Annotated in this window: 9 protein-coding genes; 2 read left to right on the top strand and 7 right to left on the bottom strand. The window is 70.4% G+C overall.

Going from position 1 to position 13,194, the window contains the following annotated elements; genetic code table 11:
* Window positions 1–135 precede the first annotated feature (135 nt).
* The 5 genes from ffh to nsdA all read right to left on the bottom strand — a co-directional run bounded on the left by ffh (window position 136) and on the right by nsdA (window position 7,746).
* Window positions 136–1,689, bottom strand: a complete 1,554-nt coding sequence (gene ffh / locus ACWC09_RS41005; protein WP_450856141.1) for a signal recognition particle protein — start codon at window positions 1,687–1,689, stop codon at window positions 136–138.
* A 111-nt stretch (window positions 1,690–1,800) separates the two neighbouring features.
* Entirely contained in the window at window positions 1,801–4,248 is a 2,448-nt protein-coding gene (locus ACWC09_RS41010; RefSeq protein ID WP_450856142.1) for a [protein-PII] uridylyltransferase, read from the bottom strand.
* Window positions 4,249–4,273: 25 nt separating this feature from the next.
* Window positions 4,274–4,612 (bottom strand): P-II family nitrogen regulator, encoded by a 339-nt coding sequence (locus ACWC09_RS41015; protein ID WP_383551999.1) that lies wholly within the window; start codon window positions 4,610–4,612, stop codon window positions 4,274–4,276.
* Window positions 4,609–5,940 (bottom strand): ammonium transporter, encoded by a 1,332-nt coding sequence (locus tag ACWC09_RS41020; RefSeq protein WP_450856143.1) that lies wholly within the window; start codon window positions 5,938–5,940, stop codon window positions 4,609–4,611. The genes ACWC09_RS41015 and ACWC09_RS41020 overlap by 4 nt, the downstream gene beginning before the upstream one ends.
* A gap of 321 nt (window positions 5,941–6,261) precedes the next feature.
* On the bottom strand, window positions 6,262–7,746 hold the full coding sequence (gene nsdA, locus ACWC09_RS41025; protein ID WP_450856144.1) for a transcriptional repressor NsdA: 1,485 nt from the start codon (window positions 7,744–7,746) through the stop codon (window positions 6,262–6,264).
* Between the two features lie 447 nt (window positions 7,747–8,193).
* Here nsdA and ACWC09_RS41030 point away from each other — a divergent pair, with 447 nt between their 5' ends.
* On the top strand, window positions 8,194–8,850 hold the full coding sequence (locus ACWC09_RS41030) for a bifunctional DNA primase/polymerase (RefSeq protein ID WP_450856145.1): 657 nt from the start codon (window positions 8,194–8,196) through the stop codon (window positions 8,848–8,850).
* Window positions 8,851–8,962: 112 nt separating this feature from the next.
* Here the strand turns inward: ACWC09_RS41030 and ftsY are convergent, their stop codons facing one another.
* Window positions 8,963–10,162 carry a signal recognition particle-docking protein FtsY gene (ftsY, locus tag ACWC09_RS41035; RefSeq protein ID WP_450856146.1) on the bottom strand — a complete coding sequence of 400 codons (1,200 nt, stop codon included), beginning with the start codon at window positions 10,160–10,162 and terminating at the stop codon, window positions 8,963–8,965.
* Between the two features lie 103 nt (window positions 10,163–10,265).
* Between ftsY and ACWC09_RS41040 the strand changes: the two genes are divergently transcribed.
* Window positions 10,266–11,237, top strand: coding sequence for an LLM class flavin-dependent oxidoreductase (locus tag ACWC09_RS41040; protein WP_450856147.1), 972 nt, complete (start codon window positions 10,266–10,268; stop codon window positions 11,235–11,237).
* A 404-nt stretch (window positions 11,238–11,641) separates the two neighbouring features.
* Here ACWC09_RS41040 and ACWC09_RS41045 read toward each other — a convergent pair whose 3' ends face one another.
* Window positions 11,642–13,060, bottom strand: coding sequence for a sugar porter family MFS transporter (locus ACWC09_RS41045; protein ID WP_450856148.1), 1,419 nt, complete (start codon window positions 13,058–13,060; stop codon window positions 11,642–11,644).
* Between the last annotated feature and the right edge of the window lie 134 nt (window positions 13,061–13,194).

Below are 13,194 nucleotides of genomic sequence, written 5' to 3' on the forward strand. Positions count from 1 at the left end.
ACGCCTCGGCCGGCGTCACCACGGTGCCCGTGCCCATGGACGACGAGGGACTCCTCCTCGCCCCGCTGCGGCAGTCGGGCGTACGGGCCGTGGTGCCCGATCGGGAGCGCCCCCGGCGTCGTATGCGATGAACCGTCAGCCCATGAACTTCTTGAACTCGTCCGGCAGCTCGAAGTCCTGCGGGGCCTGCTGGCCCGGCACGCCGAACGCGTTGCCGCCCTGAGCGGCGGCGGCGCGGCGGGCGGCCTCCTCCTGCTCCTGCTGCTTGCGCTTCATCGGGTTGCCGGAGCGCTGCTTGCCCTTGGCCTGCTTCGGCTGCTTCTTGGCACGGCCGGGACCGCCGCCCATGCCCGGCATCCCGGGCATCCCCGGCATGCCGCCGCCCTGGGCCATGCGGGACATCATCTTGCGGGCCTCGAAGAACCGCTCGACCAGGTTCTTGACCGCGCTGACCTCGACGCCGGAACCCTTGGCGATACGGGCGCGGCGCGAGCCGTTGATGATGTTCGGGTCCTGGCGCTCGCCCGGGGTCATCGACTTGATGATCGCGGCGGTGCGGTCGACGTCCCGCTCGTCCAGGTTGTTGATCTGGTCCTTGATCTGGCCCATGCCGGGCAGCATCCCGAGCAGCTTGGAGATGCTGCCCATCTTCCTGACCTGCTCCATCTGGGCCAGGAAGTCGTCCAGGGTGAAGTCCTGGCCCTTCTTGGACGCCAGCTTGGAGGCCATCTTCTGGGCCTCTTCCTGGCTGAACGTCTTCTCCGCCTGCTCGATCAGGGTGAGCAGGTCGCCCATGTCGAGGATGCGGGAGGCCATCCGGTCCGGGTGGAAGGCGTCGAAGTCCTCGAGCTTCTCGCCGTTCGACGCGAACATGATCGGCTTGCCGGTGACCTGGCGGATCGACAGGGCGGCACCACCGCGGGCGTCACCGTCGAGCTTGGAGAGCACCACGCCGTCGAAGCCGACGCCGTCGCGGAAGGCCTCGGCCGTGGTGACGGCGTCCTGACCGATCATCGCGTCGACGACGAAGAGGATCTCGTCCGGGCTGACCGCGTCCCTGATGTCCGCGGCCTGCCGCATCATGTCCTGGTCGATGCCCAGGCGGCCGGCGGTGTCCACGATCACGATGTCGTGGACCTTGGACTTCGCGAAGTCGATGGAGTCCTTCGCGACCTTGACCGGGTCGCCCACGCCGTTGCCCGGCTCGGGCGCGTAGACCGCGACGCCGGCGCGCTCGGCGACGACGCTCAGCTGGTTCACGGCGTTCGGGCGCTGGAGGTCGGCGGCGACGAGCAGCGGCGAGTGGCCCTGCTCCTTCAGCCAGCGGCCGAGCTTGCCCGCGAGGGTGGTCTTACCGGCACCCTGCAGACCCGCCAGCATGATCACGGTGGGCGGCTGCTTGGCGAAGCGCAGACGGCGGGTCTCGCCGCCGAGGATCGTGACGAGCTCCTCGTTCACGATCTTCAGGACCTGCTGGGCGGGGTTCAGTGCCCTGGAGACCTCGGCGCCCATGGCGCGGTCCTTGACGTTCTTGATGAACGTACGGACGACCGGCAGGGCGACGTCCGCCTCCAGGAGCGCGATGCGGATCTCGCGCGCGGTGGCGTCGATGTCCGCCTCGCTCAGACGCCCCTTGCCGCGCAGATTCTTGAAGGTCGCTGACAGGCGATCGGAGAGAGTGTCGAACACGGCGGCGTCGGTCCTCGGAGTCGGGAGCAGTGTGAGCGTCTTCCAGGGTATCCGGCCGCGCAAGACAATCGTCCCCGCCCTGCGTACGGCGGGCGGGGACCGTGTCCCGCGTCAGCCGCGCAGCGTCTCTTCCAGCTTCCGCGCCACGGAGGCCGCCTCCTCGCCCGGCAGGGGCGCGCCCTCGGGGCCGGTCACATAGAAGGCGTCCACGGCGTTGGCACCCAGCGTCGACACATGCATGCTGCGCACCCGCACCTTCGCGTCGTCCAGCGCCCGTCCGATCCGGTGCAGCAGGCCGGGCGCGTCCTGGGCGCGCACCTCGATGACCGTGGCGTGCCGGGACGCGGCCGACGCGACCGCCACCCGGGGCGGCGGCGCCACGACACCCCTACGGCGCGGATAGGCGGCGTCGCGCTCGGCCAGGCGCCCCGCGATGTCCAGGGAGCCGTCCAGGGCTCGTACGAGATCGGCGCGCAGACGCGCGGCCTGCGGCAGGGAGCCGTACTCCGCCGCGACCCGCCAGTCCAGCAGCAGGACGGAGCCGTCGACCCCGTCCGGCAGGTCCAGGGCCCGAAGCTCGGCAGTCCGTACGGTCAGTCGGTGCATCGCCAGCACACCGGCCACCGCGGGCAGCACGCCCGGCTGGTCCGGTACGGCGATCAGGAGCTCCACGCCGAGCGGTTCCGGGTCACCGGAGGGCTGGTCCTCCGTCGGCGGCTCGGTCTGGGCGCGCAGGGAGAGCACCGGGCTGCCGGTGGCGACCGCCTCGATGGCGAGCCGTTCCTGCTCGGCGGTGGGCGCGGCGGGCTCGGGTTCGTCGAGGACGTCCCCGGCGAGGGCGGCAGCGACCCGCTTGACCAGGTCGGCGACGAGCGAGCCCCGCCAGGACGACCAGGCCGCCGGGCCGGTGGCCAGGGCATCCGCCTCGGTCAGGGCGTGCAGCAGCTCCAGCGTGCCCTGCGAGCCGACCGCCTCGGCGACCGCGTGCACGGTGGCCGGGTCCTCCAGGTCACGCCGGGTGGCGGTGTCGATCAGCAGCAGATGGTGTCGTACCAGCGTGGCGAGTACGGCGACGTCGTCCCGGTCGAAGCCGATGCGCGCGGCGACGTCCTTGGCGATGATCTCGCCGGCCACCGAGTGGTCGCCGGGCCAGCCCTTGCCGATGTCGTGCAGCAGGGCGGCGACGAGCAGCAGGTCGGGGCGGTGGACGCGGCGGGTGAACTCCGAGGCGCGGACGGCCGTTTCGATGAGGTGCCGGTCGACGGTCCAGATGTGCACGGCGTTGCGCTGCGGGCGGCAGCGGACCCGCTCCCAGTCGGGAAGCAGGCGCGTGATCAGGCCCTCGGCCTCCAGGGCCTCCCAGACCTCGATGGTGGGGTGGCCCGAGCCGAGCAGGGTCACCAGCTGTTCGCGCGCCTCGGCGGGCCAGGGCGTGGGCAGAGGGCGCGCGATGGTCGCCATGCGCCGTACGGCGTGCAGAGAGAGCGGGAGGCCGGCCTGTGCGGCGGCGGCCGCGGCGCGCAACGGCAGCACCGGGTCGCGCTCGGGGCGCGCGGCGCGGGCGAGCACCACCTCGCCGTCCTGCTCCACCACGCCCTCGGCGAGCGGAGACCGATCGACGACCGGCTTGCCGCCGCCCAGCATGGCGCGCAGGCGCGGCCGCACGGCGCGCGAGCGCAGCACGCGCCCCACCTCGCGCCAGGTGACGTCACTGGCGTACGAGATGACGCGCGCGGCCTCGTAGACCTGGCGCAGGAGCGTGTCGGCGTCCAGCAGTCCGAGCTCGGCGGCGACCTGGTCCTGTTCCTGGAGCGCGAGCCGGTCGGTCGCGCGCCCTGTGGTGAGGTGGAGCGCGTCACGTACGTCGAGCAGTCGGCGGCGGGCGTCGTCGAGGCCCTCGCGCGGGGCGTCCGCCAGCCAGGAGGCGGCGACGGCGCGCAGGGCGGTGGCGTCGCGGAGGCCGCCGCGCGCTTCCTTGAGGTCGGGTTCGAGGAGGTACTGGAGCTCGCCCTGGCGTTCGGCTCGCTCGGCGCACAGCTCCTGGAGTTCGGGGAGACGTTTCGGCGCCTGGTTGCGCCAGTCGGCGAGGACGGCCGTCCGCAGTCCGGCGGTCAGCCCCAGGTCGCCGGCGATGTGGCGGGCGTCGAGCAGGCCGAGTTGGACCTTCAGGTCCTCTCCGGCCGTCTTGCGGGCCTCCGCCGGTGTGCGCACGGAGTGGTCGAGGGCGAGGCCCAGGTCCCAGACGGGGTACCAGATGCGGTCGGCCAGGGCGGCGACCGCCTTGGGGTCGCTGCCGTCGTGGAGGAGGAGCAGGTCCAGGTCGCTGCGCGGGGACAGCTCACCGCGGCCGTAGCCGCCGACGGCGACCAGGGAGGCGCCGCGCAGGCCCCCGGAGCCGGCGGCGAACAGGCCGGTCAGCCAGTCGTCCGTCAGCTCGGAGAGGGCGGCACGGCGCGGCGGCCCGGACTGCGCCCCCTCGGTGAGGAGACGCAGCCGGGCCGCCGCATAGCCGCTGGGTCCCGAGTCTTCAGCTTCGTCACGCACGTCCGTACTCGACACCCAGCGACTCCTGTCCTTCTTCTGTTTAGAGCGCGTCCGGGCCGCGCTCGCCGGTCCGGACCCGGACGGCCGTCTCGACCGGGAGGGACCAGACCTTGCCGTCACCGATCTTGCCGGTGCGGGCGGCCTTGACGATGACGTCGATCAGCTGGTCGGCGTCGTCGTCCTCGGCCAGGACCTCGATGCGGATCTTGGGGACCAGGTCGACGGTGTACTCGGCACCGCGGTAGACCTCGGTGTGGCCCCGCTGACGACCGTAGCCGCTCGCCTCGGTGACCGTCAGGCCGTGGACCCCGAAGGCCTGGAGGGCCTCCTTGATCTCGTCGAGCCGGTGGGGCTTCACGACGGCGGTGATGAGCTTCATGCGTCCACCTTCTTCGTCTCCGTCGCGGCGACGGACGGGGAGCTGCCGAGGCCGCCTCCGGCTCCGCTGAAGTCGTATGCGGTCTCGGCGTGCTCGGCCTGGTCGATGCCGGAGATCTCTTCGTCCTCGGTGACCCGCATACCGATGGTCTTGTCGAGGAGGAAGGCGAGGATCGCGGAGACGATGAGGGAGTAGAACAGGACCGCGAAGACACCGGCGCACTGGATCCAGAACTGGTGCATGCCGCCGCCGTAGAAGAGGCCCTTCACTGCGGACTGGCCCTTGCCGCTGGCGAAGAGGCCGATCAGCAGGGAGCCGGCGATACCGCCGACCATGTGGACGCCGACGACGTCGAGGGAGTCGTCGAAGCCGAACTTGTACTTCAGGCCGACGGCCGCGGCACAGGCGACACCGGCGATGACGCCGACCGCGATCGCGCCCATCGGGGAGACCGCACCACCGGACGGGGTGATGGCGACCAGACCGGCGACGGCACCGGAGGCGGCGCCCAGCGTGGTGAACGCGCCGTGGCGGATCTTCTCGTAGGCGAGCCAGGCCAGCATGGCGGCGGCGGTGGCGACCTGGGTGTTGACGAACATCAGCGCGCCGACGCCGTCGTCGTTACCGAGCCACGAACCGGCGTTGAAGCCGAACCAGCCGAACCACAGCAGACCGGCGCCGAGCATCACCAGCGGGAGGCTGTGCGGACGCATCGGGTCCTTCTTGAAGCCGACGCGCTTGCCGATGACCAGGATGACACCGAGGGCGCCGGCACCGGCGTTGATGTGAACCGCCGTACCACCGGCGAAGTCGATCACACCGAGCTTGTAGGCCCAGCCGTCGGCACCCCACACCCAGTGGGCGACCGGGACGTAGACGAGCGTGAGCCACAGGGCGACGAAGAGCGACCAGGCCGAGAACTTGACGCGGTCGGCGAGGGCACCGCTTATCAGTGCCGGCGTGATGACCGCGAACATCATCTGGAAGACCATGAAGACGAAGATCGGGATGGTGTAGCCCGGCCAGAGATCCGTCAGACCGACCTTGCTGAGGCCGAACCAGTCGGAGTCCCAGCCGATGAGGCCGTTGTGCGTGCCAAAGGCAAGCGAGAAGCCGTAGAGCACCCACAGGATGGTGACGATCCCGATGCTGATGAAGCTCATCATCAGCATGTTCAGGGTGCTCTTGACCCGAACCATGCCTCCGTAGAAGAAGGCCAGGCCCGGCGTCATGATCAGCACCAAGGCGGATGCGATAAGCATGAACCCTGTGTTTGCGGAGGACAGTTTGGGTGCCTCCGCCGCAAGCGTGATGGCGGCTGATGCCATCGGCGTCTCCTCGTCGGTTGTACGGCCCCGTGCGGGTCGGAGCGTGTGAGCGGTCCGGTCTTGAGGGGTGGGCCGGTTATGCGCCATGAGATTGGCGCAGCGCGGTTTCGATGGAAGCCCCTGGTTGTTTCACCGGCGTGACGAAGGCGCTCTGCGTGTTACGGGTCGATGAACTGCGAGATGTCCGGCTGCGCGATCGTTATCGTGGCGCAACCTTCCCGGGAGGCCGAAACCGGCCACGGGCGGCCTTCCGATGACCTGGCACGGGGGAGCCGAGTCGGGCAGTTCGGGAGGGCCGGCCGCGGCCGGGGCTCAAGGGATTCAGACCGCCTCGGCGGTCTCCGGGAGCTCGATCGCGAGCTTCTCGGTGAGGTCCACGACCGCGGCGAGATCCCCGAAGTCGCGTACAGCCGTGTCGACGGTCTTTCGAATACGAGTGTTCACCCGCTCGGAGCGGACCTTCTTGGCGACACGCATGGCCTGCTCCGCCAGCACCGCGCTCCGCTCGGGCTCGCGCCGCAGCAGGTGAACGGTGGCCATGCCGATCAGGTTGAGTGCGTACGACCGCTGGTGCTCGGAGTCCTTGGCGAACAGGTCGACGGCCTGCTGCATCACGGGCTCGGCCAGGGAGGCGTACGCCGGGCTGCGGCCCGCGACATAAGCGAGGTCGCGGAAGGAATGGCTGTTCTCGCCGTGCAGCTCGGCCTCGGAGAAGAAGCGGATCCAGTCGGGCTCCGGGTCGTCCCACTCGTCGATGTCGGCGTAGGTGTCCTCGGCCATCCGCACGGCCCGCTTGCACTTGCCGGGCTGCCCCATGTTGGCGTAGGCGCGGGCCTCCATCGCATACAGCATCGACTGGGTGCGCGGGCTCGCGCAGTCCCGGCTGCCGTACTGCGCGAGGTGGATCAGTTCCAGGGCGTCGTCGGGCCGGCCGAGGTGGATCATCTGGCGGCTCATGCTGGAGAGGACGTACGAGCCGAGCGGCCGGTCGCCGGCCTCCTTGGCGGCGTGCAGCGCGAGGACGAAGTACTTCTGGGCGGTGGGCTGCAGCCCCACGTCGTACGACATCCAGCCCGCGAGTTCGGCCAGCTCGGCGGCGACCTTGAACAGCTTGCGGGTGGTGGTCTCGGGCTGGGATTCCTGGAGGAGGTCGGTCACCTCGTGCAGCTGGCCGACGACCGCCTTGCGGCGCAGGCCGCCGCCGCACTGGGCGTCCCACTGGCGGAACATCACCGTGGTGGACTCCAGGAGGTCCAGCTCCGGCCTGGACAGACGCCCGCCGCGGCGGCTCGCGGCGGCCGACTCGGGCTCCGGCTGCGGGGCCCCGGGGCCGGGCACCAGCCAGCGCTGCATCGGCTCGATGAGGGACGGGCCCGCCGACAGGACCAGCGAGGTCCCGAGGAAGCCGCGCCGCGCCAGCATCAGGTCGCTGCGCGAGAACTCGCTGAGCAGCGCCACTGTCTGCGGGCCCGTCCAGGGCAGGTCGACGCCGGTCGCGGAGGGTGACTGGCGTGCCGCGCGCAGGCCGAGGTCCTCGACGGAGACCACGAGGCCGAAGCGCTCGGAGAACAGCTCGGACAGGATCCTGGGGATGGGCTCGCGGGGGTTCTCGCCGTCCAGCCAGCGGCGCACCCGGGAGGTGTCCGTGGAGATGTGGTTGGCACCCAACTGGCGTGCCCTGCGGTTGACTTGACGGGCGAGTTCGCCCTTCGACCAGCCGCTGCGCACGAACCACGAAGCGAGCAGCTCGTTCGGGCGCTTCTCCGTGCTGGTCGCGGTCGCCCCGCTTCCGCCGTTGCCGCTCACTGGAACGCCCCCATCCCTGAGACCACTTGTCGCTGAGTGCGCCAAGCCCTATCAGAATGCCGGTAAATAGGTCCGCCCGTCCGGTAGTTCTCACCCTTCGAACGGAAAGCCGAGTTGCCTCCGGCATACTCACGAGTGCATGTGCCCCCAGGACTCGTGCACTCAAAGTAATCCTACGATCACGGGTCCGGCCATGGCGATCCCGGAAACGCCACCATTCGCCACCCCTTCGAATGAACTCACGGTGGCCTCCACGCGATTCACTTGACATAGGACGGCCGGGAGTAGGCGGAGCGATGCACTCAGGGGCGCGCGCCGCCGAGTTCACCACCCGGGGCACTTCGGAGCGCCGCCTGGGCCGAGCGGAGCCGGTGAGCCCGGAACACACAGGGTCACGTTCCGCATTCGTGTCGTAACCACCGACGCGTCGGACACGTTGGAGGGGGCATGGGCTTCACGATCGGCGGCATCCGGGAGATCCGCTCCGGCACGCGCAGGCGCGGCCGCTCCTCGGAGTGCACCGCCGTCGCCGAGTTCACCGGCCTGTGGGGCTGGGACGTCGTGGCGGGCGCACGGGCCGCCGGGGGCGCGTGTTCCTGCGGTGACAGGAAGTGCCCCGCGCCGGGCGCGCATCCGCTGGACTTCGCGCCCCAGGTCAAGGCCGGCGCCACCCTCGACGAAGTGACCAAGACCTGGGGCGAGTACCCCGGCGCATCGGTCATGCTCACGGTCGGCCGCGCGTTCGACGTCATCGAGGTGGCCGAACCGGCCGGCCGCAACGCGCTGGCCCGCCTGGAGCGCATGGGCCTCCCCCTCGGCCCGGTCACCGCCACCCCCGACGGCCGCGCCCAGTTCTTCGTCGCCCCCGACGCCGCCGCCGAGCTCCCCGACCTCCTCTACCGCATGGGCTGGGACGACCCGAGCGCCCTCGACCTGCGCGGCCTCGGCCCCGGCGCGCACATCACGGCTCCGCCGTCCGACCGGGGCGGACTGGGGCCGGCGCGATGGCTGCGCCCGCCGTCCCTGGACACGGCGACGAAGCCGCCGGCGGCGAGGCTGCTGCTGGGGACCTTGGCCTACGTGGCGCACAGGTCACGCGCATAGACCCGTAGCCGTACACAAAGAAGCGCCCGTCTCCCAACTGCACCTTGGGAGAACGGGCGCTTCTTTGACCACATGGACCACATGGACCACATACCAATTTTGGTAGGTGGGGTCACTCTCCGATAAGGGCGTCAACGAACGCCTCCGGCTCGAACGGCGCGAGGTCGTCGGCGCCTTCACCCAGGCCGACCAGCTTGACCGGCACGCCCAGTTCGCGCTGGACCGCGATCACGATGCCGCCCTTCGCCGTACCGTCCAGCTTGGTGAGGACGATGCCGGTGATGTCGACGACCTCGGCGAACACACGGGCCTGGACGAGACCGTTCTGCCCGGTGGTCGCGTCGAGGACGAGCAGGATCTCGTCCAGCGGGGCCTGCTTCTCCACGACCCGCTTCACCTTGCCGAGCTCGTCCATGAGCCCGGTCTTGGTGTGCAGCCGCCCGGCGGTGTCGATGAGCACCACGTCGGACCCCATCTCCTTGCCCTCCTTCACCGCGTCGAAGGCGACGGAGGCGGGGTCGCCGCCCTCGGGGCCGCGCACGGTGTAGGCGCCGACCCGCTCACCCCAGGTCTGCAGCTGGTCGGCGGCGGCGGCACGGAAGGTGTCGGCGGCGCCCAGGACGACCGAGCGGCCGTCGGCCACCAGGACACGGGCGAGCTTGCCGGTGGTGGTGGTCTTGCCGGTGCCGTTGACGCCGACGACCATCACGATGCCCGGCTTGCTGGTCTCGGGCTCGGTCTTCACGGTGCGGTCGAAGTCGGTGCCGAGCAGCTTGAGCAGCTCCTCCCGCAGGAGGCCGCGCAGCTCCTCGGGGGTCCGCGTACCGAGCACCTTCACGCGCTCGCGCAGGCCGTCGACCAGCTCCTGGGTGGGGGCCACACCGACGTCGGCGGTGAGCAGGATGTCCTCGATCTCCTCCCAGGTGTCCTCGTCGAGGTGCTCGCGCGACAGCAGCGTGAGCAGCCCCTTGCCGAGGGCGTTCTGGGAACGGGAGAGACGGGCACGGAGGCGCACGAGCCGGCCGGCGGTCGGCTCGGGGACCTCGATCTCGGGGACTTCGAGGGGTGGCTCCTCGACGGCGACCGGCGCCGAGCCGTCCGGAAGATCCACCTCCTCTATGGTCCGGCGCGGTTCGTCGCGCGGCGTCTCGGCCTCGTCGCCGACGTGCGGCTCGGCCGGAGGGGCGGTGATGTCGGGCGCGGTGGGGGGAGGCGGGGGCAGCGACTTCTTGCGCCGACTGCCGACGACGAGCCCGCCGAGCGCACCGAGCACGACCACGGCGATGACTACAGCAAGGATGACGGTTTCCATAACGGGTCCAGTATCAGTCATGGAGTCCCGCGACACCCCTCTGGATGTCTGACACACCGTCAGCTAACGTCCCCCTCCACACCCGCCCGGTGAAGGGGGCCCCATGCCCGTCACGGTCGTACGTTTCAACCTCGTCGAACCCGGCGCCACCCCCGCCTCGCTCGGCGACCGCTACCAGGCCGCCCTGGAAATGGCCGCCTACGCCGACGAGCACGGCGTCACCACCATCCAGACCGAGGAGCACCACGGCGTCGACAACAACTGGCTGCCGTCACCGTTCGCCTTCGCGGGCGCGGTGTTCGGGGCGACCCGCCGGATCGCGGTGACCGTGTCCGCGGTCATCGGCCCGCTGCACGACCCCCTCCGCCTGGCCGAGGACATCGCGGTGCTCGACCTGCTCAGCGGAGGGCGGCTGGTGACGGTCGCCGGGATCGGGTACCGGCCCGACGAGTACGCCCAGTTCGGGGTGGACTGGAAGCGGCGGGGCCGGCTGCAGGACGAGCTGCTGGAGACCGTGCTCAAAGCCTGGACCGGCGAGGAGTTCGAGTACCGGGGCCGTACGGTACGGGTCACCCCGCGCCCCTTCACCGACCCGCACCCCCTGCTCCTGGTCGGCGGCTCCTCCAAGGCCGCCGCCCGCCGGGCCGCCCGCCTCGGCCTGCCGTTCTTCCCCAGCGCGCATCTGCCGGAGCTGGAGGCGTACTACAAGGAGCGGCTCGTCGAGTACGGGACGGAGGGGTGGACCATGATGCCCACCGCGGAGACGCCGTTGCTGCACCTCGCCGAGGAACCGGACCGGGTGTGGGCCGAGCACGGGGAGCACTTCCTGCACGAGGCACGGACCTACGCCTCCTGGCAGTCCGGCGACATCCGGTCGGCGGTGAAGTCGGCGGCGACGACCGTGGACGAACTGCGCGCCGAGGGCGTCTACCGGATTCTGACGCCGGACCAGTGCGTGGATCAGGGGCTCGACAACCTCGTACTGCATCCGCTGGCCGGTGGGATGCCGGTGGAGGAGGGGTGGCGGAGTCTTCGGCTGTTCGCGGAGCGGGTGCTGCCGCGGCTCGGGGAGTGAGGCTCGGCGCGCGTCGGGGAGGCTGTCGAGAACGGCCGGCACCCCGTCGGCGAGCGTGCAGCGGGTGCCGCCGGCATGGGGCTCCATGCGGTGGACGACCTCCGTGGTGCTCCCTCCCCCGTCCCCGCCGGTCCAGGAGTAGCGCAGCAGGTGGGACGCGTCCGCCTCCCGTGCGACGCAGTCGACGATGCCGTTCCAGCCCGGCCTCGGCTTGGCCCGGTACGGGAAGCGGGTGCCGGACACCGGACACACGCCGGACGCACCGCCGCCCCGACGCGGTCGGTGACCACGTCGGGGCGGCGGAGGGTGTCGAGGAGAGGGGCAGCGGGGACTTGGCCCGTCTCCTCGAGTCCGAGGGGCCTCTTCCACGAGACCTCACGAGGACGTTCGGGGGTTTACCGGGCTCAGCCCATCTCCTCCAGCGCCTTGCCCTTCGTCTCCTTGACGAACTTGAGGACGAACGGGATGGAGAGCGCGGCGAAGACCGTGTAGATCACATAGGTCGCGGAGAGGTTCCAGTCGGACAGGGACGGGAAGCTCGCGGTGATGGCCCAGTTGGCGATCCACTGCGCGGAGGCGGCCACACCGAGGGCGGCGGCGCGGATCTTGTTGGGGAACATCTCGCCGAGCATGACCCAGACGACCACACCCCAGGACAGGGCGAAGAAGAGGACGAAGATGTGCGCGGCGATCAGCGCGGTCCAGCCCTGCGCGGCCGGCAGCTTGCCGTCCACCAGGTCGTACGAGAAGGCCCAGGCTTCGAGCGCGAGACCGATCACCATGCCGACCGAGCCGATCAGGGCCAGCGGCTTACGGCCGATGCGGTCCACGAAGATCATCGCGATCACGGTGCCGACGATGTTGATGATCGACGTCGTGAAGGAGTAGAAGAACGAGTCCGTCGGGTCGACGCCCACCGACTGCCACAGCGTCGAGGAGTAGTAGAACGCGACGTTGATGCCGACGAACTGCTGGAAGACCGAGAGGCCGATACCGATCCAGACGATCGGCTTGAAGAAGAAGCCGCCGCCGAGCAGGTCCCCGAAGGTGGACTTGTGCTCGCTCTTCATGGCGTGCTCGATCTCGGCGACCCGGGCGTCCAGGTCGTTGTGCTCGCCCTCGACCTCGGCCAGGATCTCGCGGGCGCGCTCACGCCTGCCGACGGAGATCAGGAAGCGGGGCGACTCGGGGATGGCGAAGGAGAGCAGGCCGTAGAGGATGGCCGGGACCACCATGACACCGAGCATGACCTGCCAGGCCTCGAGACCCATCAGCTTGCCGCGCTGGTCGCCGCCCGCCGCGTTCAGCAGGCCCCAGTTGACCAGCTGCGAGATGGCGATGCCGATGACGATCGCGGCCTGCTGGAAGGACCCGAGACGGCCGCGGTACGCCGGCGGGGCGACCTCGGCGATGTAGGCGGGGCCGATGACGGAGGCCATGCCGATGGCGAAACCGCCGATGACCCGCCAGAGGGCGAAGTCCCACAGCGCGAAGGGCAGCGCCGATCCGACGGCACTGACCGTGAAGAGGACGGCGGCGATCTGCATGACCCGGATGCGGCCGATGCGGTCGGCTATCCGTCCGGCGTAGGCGGCGCCGATGGCACAGCCGATCAGGGCGATGGCGATGACCTGGGCCAGGGCCGCGGAGCCGATGTCGTAGCGGCCCCGGATGGCCTCGACGGCGCCGTTGATCACGGAGCTGTCGTAGCCGAAGAGGAAACCGCCCATCGCGGCCGCCGCCGCGATGAAGATGACGTGCCCGAGATGATCGGGATGAGCCGCTCCGGCTCCTGACTTCTGTGCCTGCGCTGTGCTGGTCACGTTCAACTCCTCGGGCCACCGGCAACGCTGCCGGGTGGGGGACCCTTCCAGATAGGTGGTACCTGAAGGTAAAAACGACATCGCCGAGACTATGCCTTCAAGTTTCGAAGTCAAGGGGGCCCGGGTGTGAGTTT

This window comes from Streptomyces sp. NPDC001617, from assembly GCF_053596855.1.

What these genes read in the sequence shown, in the direction of transcription:
- ACWC09_RS41020 (WP_450856143.1), bottom strand. Translation starts at nt 5,940, where the DNA reads ATGGCATCAGCCGCCATCACGCTTGCGGCGGAGGCACCCAAACTGTCC.
- ACWC09_RS41040 (WP_450856147.1), top strand. Translation starts at nt 10,266, where the DNA reads ATGCCCGTCACGGTCGTACGTTTCAACCTCGTCGAACCCGGCGCCACC.
- ACWC09_RS41015 (WP_383551999.1), bottom strand. Translation starts at nt 4,612, where the DNA reads ATGAAGCTCATCACCGCCGTCGTGAAGCCCCACCGGCTCGACGAGATC.
- ACWC09_RS41030 (WP_450856145.1), top strand. Translation starts at nt 8,194, where the DNA reads ATGGGCTTCACGATCGGCGGCATCCGGGAGATCCGCTCCGGCACGCGC.
- ftsY (WP_450856146.1), bottom strand. Translation starts at nt 10,162, where the DNA reads ATGGAAACCGTCATCCTTGCTGTAGTCATCGCCGTGGTCGTGCTCGGT.